Origin of the sequence: Vibrio sp. V12_P9A6T4 (genome assembly GCF_963874835.1) — a bacterium.
In the GTDB taxonomy this organism is placed as follows: Bacteria; Pseudomonadota; Gammaproteobacteria; order Enterobacterales; family Vibrionaceae; genus Vibrio; species Vibrio anguillarum.
The window spans coordinates 30,984-49,206 of record NZ_CAWNJO010000033.1 but is presented as its reverse complement, the minus strand read 5'-3'; the positions used below and the strand labels follow the sequence as shown (position 1 = coordinate 49,206).

Genomic DNA, 18,223 nt, shown 5'->3' with positions numbered 1-18,223 from the left:
GGGTTATATAACCAAGCAATATGAGGTGGTACTGGAAAGCCGCTGGATGACGCTGAGTCACTAGATAGATACGGCTATTTGACGCCATTTTTAGTCACAAGGCGTATGGCCAATTTCAGTTTAATCCAAGTGCAATACCACTGAGCATAAAGAATATAACCAGCCAGACAATAGGCAGTTTGAGCTGTTTTAGTAGGTAAAAACCGATCAGAACGATCGCCATATCTAGATGATTGCTGACCGAGCTTGTAAATACAGGGTGATATAAGGCTGAGAGCAGCAAACCAACGACGGCGGCGTTAACACCGTTGATTGCTCCTGATACTGATCGATAGTTTGCTAAGGCTTGCCAATTTTTAAGCACGCCGAGCAGTAACAAAAACCCCGGCAAAAAGACGGCAATGGTCGCCAGCGTTGCGCCTAAGATTGGCGCTTGTGGTAGTAGAGCGTAGCCAATGTAAGTGGCGAAGGTAAACATTGGACCAGGAACCGCTTGTGCTGCGGCATATCCTGTTAAAAATAGATCCGGGTCAAGCGCGTCGCCAACTAAATTTTGCAGCAATGGAAGTACGACATGCCCACCGCCAAACACTAAGCTACCCGCTTGATAAAAGTGGTTAAATAGAGCGATTTCAGGCATCAAGTGGGCGGCAAAAGGTAAACCGACCAGTAAGCCAATAAAGAGAGCGAAAGGGACGAAAGCGGGGACAAATGAACGTTCAGTAGCTAAATCTTGACTAGGGAGCCATTTCACTCCGATCAGCGCTGCCGCAATGAGAACTCCGATTTGCGTTCCAATACTGGGTGCAACAATCAGCATCACAGCGGTGGACACACACAACCCAACGGTTAAGCGATTCTTACAGAAGTTTTTATACATTCCCCATGTGGCATCCGCGACAACCACAACGGCTAGCAGTTTTAAGCCGTGAATCACGTTTTGAAATAAGGGGGTTTGTAGTAATTGGCTGCTGGCGATGGCAAGGGCAACCATGATCAAAACCGAAGGGAGTGTAAAACCAGCAAAAGCGGCGCATCCACCCAGTAAGCCACCACGATGGTACCCTAGTGCAAACCCAACTTGGCTTGAACCAGGCCCTGGCAAAAACTGACTTAAGGCAACGATCTGTGCGTATTCTTTATCTTCAATCCATTTTAATTTTTCAACGAATGTATTGCGGAAATAACCAATGTGAGCGGCTGGCCCACCAAAGCTTATCCACCCAAGCAGAAAAAAAGTTTTGAAAATAGTAAACATGTGCATAAGCACTCTTAAAGAGACGTTGTTTCGCTACTTTAAAAGGATGTTTGAGCAGATTCAAATTTAATCCTTAACCATTTGTAAACCGCAGAAAAACGATAAACAGACAGGCATGGGTTAACTGAGTTTAAACTTAGTCCAAGCCTTAGATCGCCAACGTCTAAACATGATGATGCCTCTAAACCATTCATCCACCGAAATGGCCACCCATGCACCCATAACTCCCCATCCCCAATGTAAGCCAAATAAGTAAGTTAAACCTGCGCCAAAAGTCCACATGCTTAATATGCCCATCTGCACTGGAAAGCGAATGTCTCCTGCGCCTTTGAGTGCGGCAATAAAAATTAGGTTAAACGTGCGCCCGGCTTCCATTGCAATGGAGCCAGCAATTAACCCCGCGACCAAGGTCGTTATCTCAGGATCAGAAGTGAAGAGGGCGATGATGTCAGCGCGCAGTAGATAAATTGAGATCGTCAATGTGCTGGAGACGAGAAAGCCAACCACAAAATATTGTTGTACTTTAGTCAGAATCTCATCCACCCAACCTTTACCAATGTAGTAGCTAGTTTGAATTTGCCCGGCTTGCCCAAGAGCCACTGAGAATGCAAAGGCGAGACGGGCAATATTTTGCGCATAAGTAAACGCGGCCAGTGAAGCCGTGCCCATTTTTACAACGAAAAAAATCACCGTCAGTTGCATCATGTTATAGGAAAGAATCTCTCCCGCATTCATCATGCCGATCTTGATGATCTTCTGGTATAGCGGCTTCGGGATGATTTTCCACTCTTTCACCGGTAGTGATATGTGGTAGTACTTAACGGTGTAGTACAGCAAAATAGTGCTGACAATTTGGCTGAACACTGTTGATATCGCAACCCCTTGTACACCGTAGACGGGCAGTCCAAAGGGTTGAAAAATAGCAATATAGTTACCGATTATATTCAATAATCCGGCAAATAAATTAATGAACATCGGCGCTTTGGAGTAGCCGTTACTGCGCAAAATCGTCGCCAGTACAATGCCGATGGTAACGTTTACTGTAAAGCTGCCACTGATAACCAGATATTCATAGCCATATTGTGCGACCTGCGCTTCTAAGCCGTAGGCATTCATGACTGAATTAGCGCTCAAATAAGCGGCTAAACTGAGCGATGAGCCAATGATTAATCCAAGCAGTAAACTGGCCACCCCAACATGTGCCGATTCACTTTGGCGGCCAGAGCCATTGTATTGCCCAATTAGGATCCCTGTACCACTGCTGACCATCATTGAGACAATCAGCAAGAAAAAATTGATTTGAGTGATAACCCCAACCGCTGATACAGCCTTGTCTGAATAACTACTCAGCATAAATACATCACTGGTGTTAATCGCCGTCCGTAATAAAATCTCAATAAAGATCGGCCAAGTCAAAGTGACGATATTCATTCGGTTATTCAGTTCTACACGGCTTTGGGTCATGGGCTAAAACTCAGCAAGGTAAGTCGAACTAGAGAAGATGATGGTGCAAGGTGGTGGGCAGCAAAATATCTCACTAGAGCCTACCTGTGCGTATTGTATACGTAATTTAAATAAAATCAGTTAAGTGAAGGGAATTGTTTTAGAGTTTTCGTGGAAACGTTTACATTGTGGTGTTTTGATCACAGATTGAAAGCGAGTAAGGCTGTTAGACTTTTTCAAGAGCGAGAATCAACCTCTATCGGTATCCCAATAGGAGAGTATGGTGAAAGTATTAGTGACGGGCGGCATGGGCTATATCGGAAGTCATACCTGTGTACAAATGATACAAGCGGGTATCGACCCCATTATCGTTGACAACTTATCTAACGCGAAGATTGAAGTATTAAGCCGTATCCATGCACTGACAGATAAAACGCCCGTGTTTTATCATGGTGATATCCGTGATGAGGCCTTTCTCGATAAGGTATTTGCTGAACATAATATTGATGCTGTGATTCATTTCGCAGGTTTAAAAGCCGTCGGTGAATCCGTGATAAAACCGCTCGAATATTATGACAATAACGTCAATGGTTCGTTGGTGCTAGCGCGCAGTATGCGTAAAGCTGGAGTGAAAAGTATTGTATTCAGTTCATCGGCGACAGTGTATGGCGATCCTGAAATCGTGCCGATAACTGAAGATTCTCCAACCGGATCAACCACCAATCCTTACGGTCGTAGCAAATATATGATTGAGCAGTGCCTATCGGATTTAGTGGTTGCTGAGCCAGATTGGAGTGTGACCTTACTGCGTTACTTCAACCCTGTGGGGGCTCACCCTTCGGGCACTATGGGCGAAGACCCGCAAGGTGTGCCGAATAATCTGATGCCGTTTATTGCCCAAGTTGCGGTAGGTCGCCGCGAGAAGTTATCCATATTTGGTAGCGACTACCCTACACCGGATGGTACGGGTGTGCGTGATTACATTCATGTGATGGATCTAGCCGATGGCCATTTGGCCGCTTTAAATACGGTTGCGATGAAAGCGGGAAGGCATATTTACAACCTTGGATCGGGTAACGGATCGAGTGTGTTAGAGATAGTTTCCGCCTTTGCTCAAGCAAGTGGTGTTCCTATTGCTTATGAGATTTGCCCACGCCGCCCGGGTGATATTGCCGAGTGTTGGGCTAGTACCACAAAAGCGGAGCGAGATCTGGCTTGGAAGGCGACGCGCAGTATCAATGAAATGGCTGCTGATACATGGCATTGGCAATCCAATAACCCGCAAGGGTACTAGTTTTTATCCGGCGTGACGCGCCGGACTATCAAATAGCATAATTGAGTAAGCAATATGTCGAATGTTAAATTTAACCCAGTGGATCATCCACATCGTCGCTACAACCCACTCACGGGGCAGTGGATTTTAGTCTCACCACATCGCGCCAAACGCCCTTGGAGCGGGGCTGATGAAAAGCCAGCGGTAGATGAACTGCCAAGTTATGATCAGAAGTGTTTTCTTTGTCCGACAAACGAGCGTATCTCTGGTGATGTCAACCCAGACTACCAAGGTACGTACGTATTCAACAACGACTTCGCAGCACTGATGGTGGATTCACCAGATGCACCGGAGTCCGATAGCCCTCTATTCAAAACTCAAGGTGTGCGTGGTTTGAGCCGAGTGATTTGTTTCTCTCCAGATCACAGCAAAACTCTGCCAGAGTTACCCGTGGGCAACATTCGCAGCGTGATTGATACGTGGAACGATCAAATCGAAGAGTTAGGTAAAGAGTACGTTTGGGTGCAAGCATTTGAGAACAAAGGTGAAACCATGGGTTGTTCCCAGCCTCACCCACACGGCCAAATCTGGGCTAATAGCTTCTTACCCAATGAAATTGAACGCAAGGAGCACAACCTAAAATCGTATTACCAACAACAGGGTAGTAACCTGCTGGTGGATTATGTGCAAGCTGAGCTGAAAGATGGCTCACGTATTGTGCTGGAAACAGAGCATTGGGTGGCTGTTGTGCCTTACTGGGCTGCATGGCCATTTGAAACCATGTTGCTGCCAAAAACGCATATCCGTCGCATGAGTGAGTTGAGTGATGCGCAACGTGACGATCTCGCCGTTGCGATTAAAAAACTGACCAGCCGTTACGACAACCTGTTCCAATGTTCTTTCCCTTATTCTATGGGCTGGCATTACGCGCCTTTCTTTGAAGAGGGTACGAACATTGACCATTGGCAACTGCATGCACTGTTCTACCCACCACTGCTGCGCAGTGCCTCGATTCGTAAGTTTATGGTGGGTTATGAAATGTTGGCTGAAAGCCAACGAGATTTAACCGCAGAACAAGCGGCGCAGCGTCTGCGCGAGCTAAGTGATGTTCACTACAAAGAGCAGTAACGTCATCTGTGAAGTTGTAGCCTTGTTGCTGCGTAAACGCACCCTAAGAACATAGGTAATCTATGTTCATTGGCTGAATTTACTTATCACCTCGCTGCGCCTCCAACGACTTGGGCTTAACAAAGTTTTTTCATAGCGCTAAGTGGTTAATGAGAAATGAAAACCAGTTTATGAGTTTAGGAATGCAAATGTTTGATTTAATCCAAAATGTGAAAGCGTCTTTTGAGCAAGTGTTGGGCTACGCGCCTAGTCATATCATCCAAGCGCCAGGCCGTGTAAATTTGATTGGTGAGCACACCGACTATAACGACGGTTTTGTGCTCCCCTGCGCAATTAACTACCAAACCGTGGTAGCGGCTGCCAAGCGTGAAGATAATTTAGTACGCATCGTGTCTGTTGATTATGGCAATGCACTTGATGAGTTTGACCTCACCCAAGAGATTACTTTCCAACAAGACAAAATGTGGGCGAACTACATTCGCGGCGTGGTGAAATGTTTGCTTGCGCGTGGGTACTCGTTTACCGGGGCGGATATTACTGTCAGCGGTAATGTTCCACAGGGAGCGGGGCTTAGCTCTTCGGCTGCGCTTGAGGTCGTGATCGGTCAAACTTTTAAAGAACTTTATCAACTGGATATTTCTCAAGCGGAAATTGCACTAAATGGCCAACAGGCCGAGAACGAATTTGTCGGCTGTAATTGCGGCATTATGGATCAAATGATTTCGGCGCAAGGTCGTGAAAACCACGCGCTACTTTTAGATTGCCGTAGCTTAGAAACACAAGCGGTTTCAATGCCTGAAGAGATGGCTGTCGTGATCGTCAACTCCAATAAAAAACGCGGCTTGGTAGATAGCGAATACAATACTCGCCGTCAGCAGTGTGAAGAGGCTGCGCGTATTTTTGGCGTCAAAGCGCTGCGTGATGTAAGCATTGAACAGTTTAACCAAAAAGTTTCTGAGCTTGATGAGTTGGTGGCTAAACGTGCTCGTCACATCATTACTGAAAATGACCGTACTGTTGAAGCGGCCCAAGCGCTGCGAGCCCACGACATGAAGCGCATGGGCGAGCTGATGGCTCAATCACACGCATCGATGCGTGATGATTTTGAAATTACGGTCAAAGAGATTGATACCTTGGTTGATATCATCAAAGAGGTGATTGGTGACCAAGGCGGTGTGCGTATGACTGGGGGCGGCTTTGGTGGCTGTATTGTGGCACTTGTCCCACCGACATTGGTTGATGCAGTGAAAGCGGCTGTCGATGAGAAATATGAAGTGGCGACTGGCCTCAAAGCGTCGATTTACGTCTGCCAAGCAAAAGAGGGCGCTGGTCTAGTGGAGGCTTGCTGCACATCTTCACTTGTTCACACTATGACTCAGCAAGTAGCTTATGATGGCCGCCCGGCACAACTTGTCAGTTTGACTAACCGCATTGGTAGCCGCGTAGTATTAATGGATATTGGTGCAACATGGCTCAGTTGTGAGTTGGCGCTTAAGGATGGGGAACGCAGAGAAGTTCTGCTGGGTGTTTCCACCATGAGCGACTTCCAGAAACAACAAAGCTATATGGGCGTCACTGTGGGACGTTATGCCAACCGGATCGCTAAAGGCCAATTTGAATTAAATGATCAACGCTATCAAGTGACGACCAACCAAGCTGGAAATAGTTTGCATGGTGGTCTTGAAGGGTTAGATCAGCGTCGTTGGACTATTGCTCACAAAAGTGCTCAACAAGTGACGTTTTCAATCCATTCATCGGATGGTGACCAAGGTTTTCCCGGTAATGTTGACATTGCCGTGAGCTATGAACTGAACGATCAGAATCAATTGATCCTCCGCTATTTAGCGACCACAGATAAACCAACGCCGCTTAATTTAACCAACCACGCCTATTTTAATTTGCTAGGCGCAGAGAGTGATCATACGATTTTAGATCATTCACTTTCTATAAAAGCCGATCAATTTTTACCCACAGATCCACATGGAATCCCATTGTCAGGGCCAAAATCTGTCATCGACACGGGCTTTGATTTTCGCGTTGCAAAATCAATAGGTCGTGACTTACTCAAAGATGAGCAGCAACAAGCAAGCAAAGGGTATGACCACAGTTATTTATTGCCTGATAAAGCTGATTTAACCGTGTGCGCCGCGCAACTGAAATCACCAGATGCAAAGGTAACCATGAGCGTATTTACGACTAAGCCAGCCATACAACTTTATAGTGGAAACTGGCTATCGGGGACGCCCAATCGGCGCGGTGGGGTTTATCAAGGCTATGCGGGGGTCGCATTAGAAACTCAATACTTGCCGGATGCCCCCAATCATCCCGAATGGCAGCAACCCAGCTGTATTACTCTGCCAGGGCAAGAATATACTCATACCACCATTTACCAATTTGACGTTTAAGGTGGGTGCGTCGCTTATGTGTTGAGTATTGATGCCCAAAGTGGCGAGTGAAAGTGCAACCTGAGTGCGTCAGATTTTTTCTACCGAATCTCGACGCACCAAAGTCGGTGAGAAAATCATCGGTTCTTTTTCTATCGTTTCGCCACGGGCTAATTGGAGTGCCAGTTTAGCGGCTTTTTCAGCCATCATCTCGATTGGGTAGCGGATGGTGGTCAGCCTTGGGCGAATGTAGCGTGCGATCAACGCATCATCAAAGCCGATCACTGAAATTTGCTCAGGGCTTTTTACACCATTTTCCTCAAGCACATTTAACGCGCCCGCTGCCATATTATCGTTGTAGGCGACCACGGCAGTCATGTCGATCGAACGGATCAGCAAGTGAGTCATCGCTTGCTCGCCACCTTCGCTGTGTGGTTCGGCCAACTCGATGTAATTAGGAGCGATCTCAATACCGTGATCTTTCAATGCGGCTTGATAACCAGCTACGCGATCTGTAGCGTCTTCAATCGAATGAGAAGAGCCAATACAAGCGATTTTTTTATGACCGTGGCGGATTAAAAATTCAGTCGCCAAATAAGCACCTTTGTAGTTATCCAATGAGATGCAGCGGTTAGCCAGTTGCGGGATATGACGGTTGATCAATACCATCGATTTCACTTCGGCAGCGTAGTCGATCAATTCTTGATCCGATAAACCTTTCGAGTGAATCACCAAAGCGTCACAACGGCTGTTGATCAGCAGTTCAATCGCTTGGCGCTCTTCTTCAGCACGGTGATAACCATTGCCAATCAACAAATGCTTGCCATTGTCATGAGCCACATTATCGACCGCTTTCACGAGCATGCCAAAAAAAGGATCGGAAACGTCGCTGACTAGCACGCCTATGGTGTCGGTACTTTGGCTGACTAAAGCTCGTGCGGCGGCGTTAGGCCGATAGCCAAGTAAACTCATTGCGGCGGTGACCGCTTCAATCGATGTTTTACTCGCTTTAGGGGATTTATTGATGACTCGTGAAACCGTTGCCACTGACACACCGGCTTCGCGAGCTACATCTTTGATGGTAGCCATATTACACCTCTTGCTATTGCTCGCTGTATTTAACAATGGTGGTGTAAATAAGGCAAACGAACAATGCAATCAATGTGATAATTACGACTTTCTATACAGGTAAATCAAGGCTTCTAATTAATGTAAACGTTTAAAATTGGAATAAAAGCTAAGGCGCTAACGGACCGTAGCCATCAGCTCATCAATGATCGCATGATGACAGGGTTCTACCCCTGCTAAATTACCGTATTTCGGCGCGAGGCGATCGTTAATCAGCGGATGTTGCCAGCCTACCGTGTGCTCAATAAAATGGCGCGCAAAGGTTTCTGAAAACTCTAAACAACCAGCCAGCACGGTATCGACATAGGTTTGTACGATAGGGCTTCGCTCGCAGGGAGGCTCTGGTGCCTCTTTGACATAAACCCAAATCGGACATTGGAGGTTAAAAGCGTCATCACTCTCGATTTGATTAGCGTTGAGGGGCACTCGCTCATAACCACGCTCTCGACGGTCAAATTCTGCCAAAGCGGTTTCATCGATCTCCAGCAGTACGCCGTTGACTTGCCCTTGTCCTTCATTCACCACCAAAGGTGACAATATGTAGCTCTCATCAATTTTTCCCCAGTAACGAACTAAACCATGCGCGACCACGGGAATAGCTCTTCCTGTTTGCCCTGTTAACTGGCGAGAAGCGGAGTTGATCAAGCTGCCATAACCAAAAATATACATCATCAGTGAATTACGACTCCTTATTGAAAAAACGTAACCGATGCAAAATCCAAAACTCTAAACCAAAAATACCAACCAGTGCGATGCAAAAGAGAGCAAAAGCAACGGGGGATTCAGTGCCGGGAATACCGCCGACATTAACCCCAAGTAAGCCAGTTAAAAAGCTTGTTGGTAGAAAGATCGCCGCAATCACCGAGAATAAATAGGTGTTTTGGTTCATCTTCTCTGCATGATATTGACGTAATTCCCCTTTGATCAGTTCGAGCTCTCCAAGGTAAAAATCGAGGGTTTCATTAATGCGCGTGATGGTGTTAACGCTATGGCGCAGACGCAAGTTTTTATCATTTGCCAGCGATACTTTGGAATCACTGAAATCATCGATGGCGTATTGCTGAGGTTTGATAAAACGTTTGATTTTGAGCAGCGCTTTATGCGTCTGCATCAGCTCGTCACTGAGTTCAATTTCGTTATCGTATTGGGTGATTTTCGCTTCAATGCTGTTTAAGTAGTTATCGATGTTTTTGTTTAAACCATCAATGATCTGCACGAGTACATCTGAAAGGGTTTGCGGGCCTTGCCCGGCCTGCAGTAGGTCACGGATTACATTGACGGCTTTTGACGGGATTTTTCGGGTTGAAAATAGCGCGCCATTGAAATAGAGAATGCGAACGCTCAACATATCTTCTGGGTTGGCGTTGTCGTTCATGTTGACGCCACGCAAAATCAGTAAAAAGTTATCATCATCGTATTGCTCAAACAGTGGGCGAGTGTCCTCTGCTAAGAGGCTGTCGACAATTGAAGTGGGGATCTGATACTGCAGCAACCACTCTTTTAAACCGGGAATATCGCGTTGGCAGTGATACCAATTCCCGGCTTCAATCAGTGAAGCACTATTGAGTTTTTGCTGCGGAGCGGATGCAGAAAAATGCCACTGGTCGATCAAAAATTCCATGAATATCCTTATAACTTGCTCCTCAATGACTCTGCATTGAGGAGCAGTAGATTATACCAATTGAGATCAGAAGCCGCGCATTTGAATACGGCGCAGAAACTCAGTCATGATCCTATCGTAAAGAAGATCGCCTAAAAACGCATCCTCAACTTGGTGATCAATACTAGGGTTATCATTCACTTCAATTACATAAACTTGGCCATCAATCTCTTTCAAGTCAACGCCGTACAGGCCACTGCCGATAAGGTTTGACGCTTTTAAGGCAACATCAACCACGTTTTTAGGTACTTGTTTTAAATCCAAGGTTTCAAAGCCGCCAGAAGAGACTCGGCCACTGTTGTGATGTTGATAAATTTGCCAGTGGCCGCGGCTCATCATGTATTTGCAGGCGAAGATGGCTTGGCGGTTCATTACACCGATGCGCCAGTCAAAGTCAGTTGGCATGAAGGCTTGTGCCAAAATCAGAGCACTTTTTTCAAACAGTGCGCCGGCTTCGCGTTCCAGCTCTTGCTCGTTGCGTACTTTGACCACGCCACGTGAAAATGCGCCATCTGGAATTTTTAATACCATGGGAAAGCTCAACTCCTGCATGACATTGCTTTTCCATTGCTCATCAAAACTTTGCAAAATCACGCCTTTTGGCGCAGGCACTTTGTTGCGTTGCAACAACTCAGTTAAGAACACTTTATTGGTGCATTTCATGATCGATTCAGAATCATCCATCACCACCAAGCCCATTTTCTCAGCCGTTTTTGCAAAGCGGTAAGTGTAATTACTGATGTTCGTGGTGGCGCGAATAAACAAGCCATCAAATTCACCCAAACGCGATAAGTCATCCGGTGAAATGGTTTCTAGGTTGACTCCTAAACGGTTTGCGGCGCGGCGAAAACGTTTTAATGCTGAGGGATCAGAAGGTGGCATTTTCTCTTCTTCGTCCACCAGCATGGCAATATCGTAACGGTACTTTTTCTCTTGCTTCGGTTTACGCCAAACTTTGGTTGAAAACAGTTCTAATGATTCGACGAAGAAATCTTGCTCTTGGTCGTTCAAATCTTGGAATGGGAAAGGGCCAATTTTGCTGATTTGCCACTGCCCTTGAACGCGGTTCATTTCCAACTCAATAACGGGCACCATAAACTGTTCAAACAGGCGGCGAGCCAGTTTATCCAAGCCTTTTTCTGCGGTGCGGCCAAAATAAATTTTGCACTGTATAAAATCGGTTTGGGCGCACAGTTTATTGAGTTTCAATAAGCCAGAAGAGAGTAAAAAGGGTTGATTGATGTCGTTGATTGCCATCACTCGAGGGATAACGCGGTGGCCGCGTGCCTCTGCCATCAGCGAGCAGTAATAGCCGCTGCTCATGTAGCCATAATCGCGACACAGGTTGACCACTTGCAGGCTGCGATGAGTATGGGTGCCATTACTGTTGAGGTATTGGTCTACACTTACCACTTGCTCTGAGGGGAAATATTGTTGCCAGTCACTGGACTGGTCGGTCACGATCAAAAGGTTTGCCATTGCTATTCTTTTCCTTAATCAATAGGAATAATATTGAGCCGCAATCTTGCCAACCACTTAAGGACGTCGTATGGACTTTCGTCTTGCGAAAAGTGCTGATCTCACTGCTCTTAATGCGTTAGAACAACAGCTGTTTGACGGAGATAAAATCTCTCCACGTCAAATGAAGCGTTTTTTACATTCCAACCAAGCGGTGTTGTTTGTGGCCGATGCCGGCACAGAGCTGGCTGGATATGCATTGCTACTATTTCATCAAGGTACACAGCTATCAAGGTTGTATTCGATTGCCGTAAAACCTGATTTCAGAGGCCGGAGGATTGCTCAAAATTTGGTCGAGCAATGCGAGCGTGCTGCTCTTGATCAAGGTGCCACTACATTACGATTAGAAGTGCGTGAAGACAATACGGCAGCGATAAATTTATATGAAAAAATGGGCTATAAAACCCTGAAATTTCTTATCCATTATTACGATGATTTGTGTAATGGACGCCGGATGCAAAAACGCTTGTCGCCACAAGGGCCTAAGGTGCAATTACCGATGCCACTTTATGTTCAGACTACGCCATTTACTTGCGGTGCGGCATGCTTGCTGATGAGCTTTTCTTGCTTGTCTAAATCGTTTGAGCCGAGTCGTACCGCTGAGCTGCAACTGTGGCGAGAAGCAACAACGATTTTTATGGCGGCAGGGCACGGTGGGTGCAGTGGTCAAGGGTTAGCATTGGCTGCTAGTCGACGCGGTTATCATGTGGAGCTGTGGAGCCAATCCAAAAGCACGCCTTTTATTGATAGCGTGCGAGATGCCAATAAAAAACAAGTTATCGAATTGGTTCATCTTGATTTTTGTGAGCAGCTTACTCATCAAGATGTGGCGATGATTGATGCACCACCGAGTCAAGAGCAACTGGAAGCGTGGGTGACGGAAGGATCATGTGTGCTGCTACTCATCAGCACTTATCGTTTCGATGGTAAGAAAGAGCCGCATTGGATCGTACTCAGTGGTATGAGCGATAAATTCTTCTTTATTCACGATCCACATGCAGAAACAGAAGCGGATGCGATGGCTTCGGCTTTCATTCCGGTCGGCAAAAAAGCGCTGTCACAAATCATCGGTTTTGGTAAACAAAAACAGACGGCTTGTGTGGTGATTAGCTCGAACCGCAGTGCTATGCGTGTAACCACTGGTTAGGATAGAGTTTAAATGAGTTTGTTGAGTCATAATGACTGTTTTTTCTTGAGTTGTTATGACTCTTTTTTTTGAGTGATATTTCTTATTTTATTGTTTTTATTGGGTGTTTTTATTGGCTTGAATTGTGCTTGTGGTGTTGGTCGTCTGTCATGATATCCACCACCGCCGTAAGAGGTCACAGTGCTCAATATTACCGATATAAAAGTAGAACAACGCATACCCGCTTGGTTGCGCCTTGGTTTTCGTCCCTTTTTCCTACTTGGTAGCGTATATGCCGTTTTAGCGGTGACGTTATGGGTCTGGATGTTTCAAACCGGTCAGCCATCGGCATTGCAAGTTCCTGCGCTGTGGTGGCATGTACATGAAATGCTGTTTGGTTTTGCTATGGCAATTGTGGTCGGTTTTCTATTGACTGCCGTACAGAACTGGACTGGCATTAATGGCACGAAACATTATCGCTTAGCCGTGTTAGTCGCCTTGTGGCTAGCGCCTCGAATCTTATTGTGGACGCCGACACCTTTGTGGGTCATCTCTTCTGTCGAAGCGCTTTTTTTGGCGGCTTCGGCCTATGAAATTGGCCGCCGAGTAGTGCAAGCGAAAGGCTGGAAAAATCTCTTTTTTGTGCCGCTGTTTCTTTTAGCGATCGGCGCGAACTTTGCGAGTTATGCCACCATTAAAGGAATGCCGCCCTTTAGCTCGGCGGCGGTATGGCAGGCGATGTTGTGGTGGTTCACATTGTTGCTATCAGTCATGGGAGCACGCGTGATCCCTTTCTTCAGCGCAAGGCGTTTTAACTTTGAAAAAGCACAGCCATGGGTATGGCTCGATTGGTTAGCCAATGCGCCCATTGCGGCCTTGTTTATTTTGAGTTTCTTCCCGCTGACGATGGTGCAGATTGGTCAGCCTATCATGTTACTGGCTGGGTTAGCGCAGTGGGTACGTTGGATGCGTTGGAAACCATGGCTAACATTGAGTGAGCCTCTGGTTTGGTCGCTGCACGCTGCGTATGCCTGCATTCCTTTGAGCTTATTACTGCGCGGGTTAATTGATGATGTATATGTCACTCATAACCTGATCCATCTCTTTGCCATTGGAGCCATCTCAGGCTTGATTTTATCGATGATTGCACGCGTGACCATGGGGCATACCGGCAGGGCGATTTATCAAGGGCCTAAAATGAGTATTGCGTTTGCGGCTTTGATGATGTCGGCATTGGTACGCAGCCTCGGTGTGGCGTTTTTCCCAGCACAACTCTTTTTGATGGTGAATATCAGCGCCGCACTCTGGATATTGGCTTTTACTCTGTTTGTGTGGAAATTCGGCACGATGTTATTTACGCCGAGAGTCGATGGCCACCCGGGATAACGGTTTGGCCCGTAACGTGGAAGTAGCAAAATAAAAAAGTAGAAAGTAGCCTAGCAGTAGAAAGCGCGCAAAAGAAAAAGGCTTGGCACATCGCCAAGCCGTTTTATCAGAAAAACTGGATCAGTTATGGCTGTGCAGCATGCTGTTCAGTTCAACGGCTGATTTATTGGCTAAACACTCAATTTGACCAGTGATCGAGTTGCGACGGAAAAGTAGATCCGATACACCAGCTAAATCACGTGCTTTAACGATCTCCACTTCTTGGCCTTGGTTATCGAGCATACGCACTTTAGTGCCAGCAGTTACGTACAAACCTGATTCTATTGTGCAGCGATCGCCGAGTGGGAAACCTAAGCCTGCATTTGCGCCAAGCAGTGAGTTTTCACCGATAGAGACCACGACCTTACCGCCGCCAGAAAGCGTACCCATGATAGAAGCGCCACCGCCGATGTCCGATCCATTACCAACAACCACACCCGCAGAAATACGCCCTTCAACCATGCTCACGCCTGTTGTACCAGCGTTGAAGTTGATAAAACCTTCATGCATCACAGTGGTACCTTCGCCCACGTGCGCGCCAAGGCGAACGCGCGAGGTATCCGCAATACGGATGCCCGCTGGGACAATGTAATCAACCATTTTCGGGAATTTATCGACACAATCTACCGTTAAAGCTCGGCCTGCAAGGCGAGCTTCAATTTGACGATCCGCTAGTTCAGGTAGATCGATAGGACCCTCATTGGTCCATGCGATGTTGTGCAGCAGGCCAAAAATACCATCAAGCACAGTACCGTGTGGTTTCACTAAACGGTGTGAAATCAGTTGTAGCTTCAAAAAGCCTTCAGCGACTGATTGAGGTTGTTGGTCGGAAGCTAAAATAACCAGCACCAGTGGTTGTGAGGCATTAGCGGCTTTATCGGCAAAACTGGCATTGTTAGCCTGATCATGTTGAGCAAATATCGCGGCGAGTTGGGCGCTTTGCTCGGTTGAGATGTCGAGATACTGGTTGCCTTCGCCATAACCAGAGACTTGAGCAAGCTCGCTCACTAGTGCGTCACTTGGGTTGAGAATTGGCGCTGGAAAAAACGCTTCAATAATTTTTCCATCACGGTTTTTGGTTGCCGTGCCAAAGGCAAGTGCAAAGTAAGCCATTTTGATATCTCCATGTTGTCACTATTGATGCGCTCGCCAGCGTAGGTTGAGCATCATTGCGGCGCACTCGATTTATCAAGCATCATAAAGAGTGAGGCAGGGGTAGGAAAGGGCAAAAGGGGAGAAAGTCCGTAAAACGATACCTTTTGTCTTTTTAGCGATGTATTTCTTTAGACAGAAATACAAAACCGCTGACGAAGCAGCGGTCTTTTCACGTTCTATTATCTTAAGTTAAGCGTTTAATCGCCTTAAGCTGCATCTTCTTCTGGTGCTTCGTCTTTTACCGCTTTGGCTTTTTTAGGCTTAGCCGGTGCAGGCTTGCGCTTTGCGCCAAGTGCGTAAAGCACTTCTTCTTTATTTTGCGCTAAGAACATCGCCAAAGCTTCTTGCTTGGCTTCATCTTCTAGCAACTCACTTTTCCCTAACAGTTCGAAAAGCTCATCTGCCATATCGAGCATTTTGTCATAAGCGTCAGCGTCTGCTTTAGAGGTAAAAGTCATCTTTTCTTCTCCGTTGCGTTCCACCACGTACTTGACGATTACAGCCATGGTTAATCCTCTAACTTAGTCATTAATTCTACTGGCTGTTTATACAGTTTTTAAACCATGAAGTCTAGGTGAGCAGGAAAAAGTGAGAGGTGGATGGCTACTCTTTGTTCCATTGATAACAAAATTCAATAAAGTGTTTGAGCAGTGGGCTTTGGTATTTTTCTTTATGCACCAATAGCCAAAAACGGCGTTTCATGTCCAGCGGAACATCGAGTCTTTTAACCCGGCCATCTTGCAGTGCTGAATGCGCAGCAAGGGTGGATAAACAACCCAAACCTAACCCTGCCGAAACACTGTTGATTAAGGCTTCAGTGGTATTCAATTCAAAGGCTTCATGCCACTGCTCAAGTCGTGGTGCGATAGCCCGTAAGAAAAACTCTCGCGAGCCAGAACCCGCTTCGCGCAATACCCATTGGCTCTGTTCGAAATCATTTAGGGTGAGCTGATTTATCATTGTGAGTGGATGTTCGGGTGCGCAAATAATACACATTTCATCGTGTGAAAAAGGCGTTGAAATCAGCTCTGGGTGCAGTGTTTTTCCTTCAATCAACGCAAGATCCAGTTCGTAATCGACCAACTTTTGGCAAATCAGCGCCGAGTTGGAAATAAACAAACTTTGCGAGATGTGTTGGGTTTGCTGGCGAAATTGACTGAGTAGATAAGGCGCAACATGGTTGCCAATCGTATCACTGGTACCAATGCGCAATTGGCCTGCGAGGGTTTGCTCACTGTCAAACAGTTGGTTGATGTTGCTCGCACGGCTTAGCAGTTCATCGGCGAGCGGCAACAGTTTTTGTCCCTCTTGATTGAGGATTAAACGGTTATTGACCCTATCGAACAGCGCATGCCCAAGCTGTTTTTCCAGTTCAGACAGTGACATGCTCACGGCCGCTTTTGACAAAAACAGCGCCTCTGCAGCTTGGGTCAAGGTTTTGTGTTGCGTAATTGAAGTGAATACTTTCAATTGCTTAAGAGAAATATTGGCAGCCATAATTTTGTTTAATTAATCTGAACGTGTGTTCTATATATTTAGATATATCAGAACAAAAGGCAAGCGTATGATAGCGACATTGAACAACTACTTTGTTAGTTCTGATGAGAGGTCAATATGATTCGAGCAGCAAAAGCGAAAGTTATGGGTGCGCCAACCCCTATGGCGGGTTTAGCTCTAGGCATCGCAAGCTTGGGTTGGAGTTGGGAAAACTTTGCACCATTACAAGGTTATGGACAATTAAGTGGGGCCGTTATTGCCAGCGTGTTGCTGGTGGTTCTTGCGTTTAAATTTCTCTTTCATGGCCACTTATTACGCCAAGATCTCGCTCATCCGGTTGTGGGCAGTGTTGTGCCTACTTTTGCGATGGGCACAATGGTGGTTTCCAATTCATTAGGCCATTTTTACCCAATGGCTGGTGATGCGTTATGGCTATTTGCTGTGGGTTTGCACATCATCTTCTTGGTCAGTTTTTTGTACCATCGCGCGCAGTCTTTTGAACTTCACCACATGGTGCCAAGTTGGTTCGTTCCACCTGTGGGTATTATTGTGGCCGATGTGGCATTTTCTGGAAACCCAGCACTTGCACCAATCGTAAATGCAACCATGATGTTCGGTTTAGTCGCTTATGCGGTGATGCTGCCGATGATGATTTACCGTTTCATGTTCACACATGAAGTACCAGATGCAGCAAAACCAACCATGGCTATTTTGGCGGCACCAGCGAGCCTCTCATTGGCTGGTTACTTAACTGTCACGGCTAACCCATCGCCAGTGATTATCGGCATTTTATTTGGTATTGCCGTGTTAATGACAACGATTATCTACTTAGCATTCTTTAAATTATTACGCTTGCCTTTTAGCCCAGGCTACGCAGCGTTTACCTTCCCAATGGTGATTGGTGCAACGGCGCTATTTAAACTCACACATTGGATGGAAACCGTTGGGGTGAGTGCTGAGTATGTAAAGCAAGTGCATTGGTTAGCTGGGTTAGAGTTGATTGTGGCAACTATTGTGGTGGGTTATGTTGCTATTCGTTACTTAAATTTCTATCAACCTCATCGCGTGCTACTCAGCAGCATGAATGAGCTAGAAGAGCAAGATGAACACGCATTGAACTGTGAAATGAAATAGCCTGCAGTTTAGGCAATTCAAAACATAAAATTCTCAAGTATAGAATGCACTTATGCTAATCTCAGTCCTTATTGTGACAAGAAAAGCGTGAGTG

At 46.2% G+C, this 18,223-nt stretch carries 15 protein-coding genes and 1 pseudogene; 7 read left to right on the top strand and 9 right to left on the bottom strand.

The window, feature by feature from the left end:
- Positions 1 to 115: 115 nt before the first annotated feature.
- Together chrA and AACQ42_RS02755 are read right to left on the bottom strand one after the other, a co-directional pair.
- Entirely contained in the window at positions 116 to 1,264 is a 1,149-nt protein-coding gene (gene chrA / locus AACQ42_RS02760; protein ID WP_094165967.1) for a chromate efflux transporter, read from the bottom strand.
- Positions 1,265 to 1,378: 114 nt separating this feature from the next.
- Entirely contained in the window at positions 1,379 to 2,689 is a 1,311-nt protein-coding gene (locus tag AACQ42_RS02755) for an MATE family efflux transporter (protein ID WP_094165966.1), read from the bottom strand.
- 292 nt (positions 2,690 to 2,981) lie between these two features.
- Between AACQ42_RS02755 and galE the strand changes: the two genes are divergently transcribed.
- The 4 genes and pseudogenes from galE to galM all read left to right on the top strand — a co-directional run bounded on the left by galE (position 2,982) and on the right by galM (position 7,507).
- Positions 2,982 to 3,995: a UDP-glucose 4-epimerase GalE gene (galE, locus tag AACQ42_RS02750; protein ID WP_013856138.1), complete on the top strand. Its 1,014-nt coding sequence runs from the start codon at positions 2,982 to 2,984 to the stop codon at positions 3,993 to 3,995.
- 54 nt (positions 3,996 to 4,049) lie between these two features.
- A complete protein-coding gene (locus AACQ42_RS02745; protein WP_094150821.1) occupies positions 4,050 to 5,102 on the top strand; it encodes a UDP-glucose--hexose-1-phosphate uridylyltransferase in 1,053 nt (350 codons plus the stop codon).
- Positions 5,103 to 5,290: 188 nt separating this feature from the next.
- A pseudogene (gene galK / locus AACQ42_RS02740) lies at positions 5,291 to 6,442 on the top strand (galactokinase); the annotation flags it as partial.
- 30 nt (positions 6,443 to 6,472) lie between these two features.
- Positions 6,473 to 7,507, top strand: a complete 1,035-nt coding sequence (gene galM / locus AACQ42_RS02735) for a galactose-1-epimerase (RefSeq protein ID WP_228209076.1) — start codon at positions 6,473 to 6,475, stop codon at positions 7,505 to 7,507.
- 69 nt (positions 7,508 to 7,576) lie between these two features.
- Here the strand turns inward: galM and AACQ42_RS02730 are convergent, their stop codons facing one another.
- The 4 genes from AACQ42_RS02730 to AACQ42_RS02715 form a co-directional block, all read right to left on the bottom strand.
- Entirely contained in the window at positions 7,577 to 8,575 is a 999-nt protein-coding gene (locus AACQ42_RS02730) for a substrate-binding domain-containing protein (RefSeq protein WP_026027964.1), read from the bottom strand.
- Positions 8,576 to 8,731: 156 nt separating this feature from the next.
- Positions 8,732 to 9,283: a gamma-glutamylcyclotransferase family protein gene (locus tag AACQ42_RS02725; protein ID WP_176429700.1), complete on the bottom strand. Its 552-nt coding sequence runs from the start codon at positions 9,281 to 9,283 to the stop codon at positions 8,732 to 8,734.
- 10 nt (positions 9,284 to 9,293) lie between these two features.
- Positions 9,294 to 10,235 (bottom strand): zinc transporter ZntB, encoded by a 942-nt coding sequence (locus AACQ42_RS02720; RefSeq protein WP_017046560.1) that lies wholly within the window; start codon positions 10,233 to 10,235, stop codon positions 9,294 to 9,296.
- Between the two features lie 66 nt (positions 10,236 to 10,301).
- Positions 10,302 to 11,753: a RimK family protein gene (locus AACQ42_RS02715; RefSeq protein WP_094165964.1), complete on the bottom strand. Its 1,452-nt coding sequence runs from the start codon at positions 11,751 to 11,753 to the stop codon at positions 10,302 to 10,304.
- 70 nt (positions 11,754 to 11,823) lie between these two features.
- Here AACQ42_RS02715 and AACQ42_RS02710 point away from each other — a divergent pair, with 70 nt between their 5' ends.
- The gene (locus AACQ42_RS02710; protein ID WP_094165963.1) at positions 11,824 to 12,939 is read left to right on the top strand and encodes a GNAT family N-acetyltransferase/peptidase C39 family protein; all 1,116 of its coding nucleotides are present in this window, start codon (positions 11,824 to 11,826) and stop codon (positions 12,937 to 12,939) included.
- A 180-nt stretch (positions 12,940 to 13,119) separates the two neighbouring features.
- Entirely contained in the window at positions 13,120 to 14,304 is a 1,185-nt protein-coding gene (locus AACQ42_RS02705) for an NnrS family protein (protein ID WP_094165962.1), read from the top strand.
- Between the two features lie 120 nt (positions 14,305 to 14,424).
- Here the strand turns inward: AACQ42_RS02705 and dapD are convergent, their stop codons facing one another.
- The 3 genes from dapD to AACQ42_RS02690 all read right to left on the bottom strand — a co-directional run bounded on the left by dapD (position 14,425) and on the right by AACQ42_RS02690 (position 16,995).
- Complete coding sequence (gene dapD, locus AACQ42_RS02700; protein ID WP_047690990.1) at positions 14,425 to 15,456, bottom strand: 2,3,4,5-tetrahydropyridine-2,6-dicarboxylate N-succinyltransferase; 1,032 nt, start codon at positions 15,454 to 15,456, stop codon at positions 14,425 to 14,427.
- 248 nt (positions 15,457 to 15,704) lie between these two features.
- The gene (locus AACQ42_RS02695) at positions 15,705 to 16,004 is read right to left on the bottom strand and encodes a YebG family protein (RefSeq protein WP_010318120.1); all 300 of its coding nucleotides are present in this window, start codon (positions 16,002 to 16,004) and stop codon (positions 15,705 to 15,707) included.
- 97 nt (positions 16,005 to 16,101) lie between these two features.
- Positions 16,102 to 16,995, bottom strand: coding sequence for a LysR family transcriptional regulator (locus AACQ42_RS02690; protein WP_013856148.1), 894 nt, complete (start codon positions 16,993 to 16,995; stop codon positions 16,102 to 16,104).
- A 117-nt stretch (positions 16,996 to 17,112) separates the two neighbouring features.
- Between AACQ42_RS02690 and AACQ42_RS02685 the strand changes: the two genes are divergently transcribed.
- The gene (locus AACQ42_RS02685; protein ID WP_094165961.1) at positions 17,113 to 18,129 is read left to right on the top strand and encodes a TDT family transporter; all 1,017 of its coding nucleotides are present in this window, start codon (positions 17,113 to 17,115) and stop codon (positions 18,127 to 18,129) included.
- Positions 18,130 to 18,223: the final 94 nt, after the last annotated feature.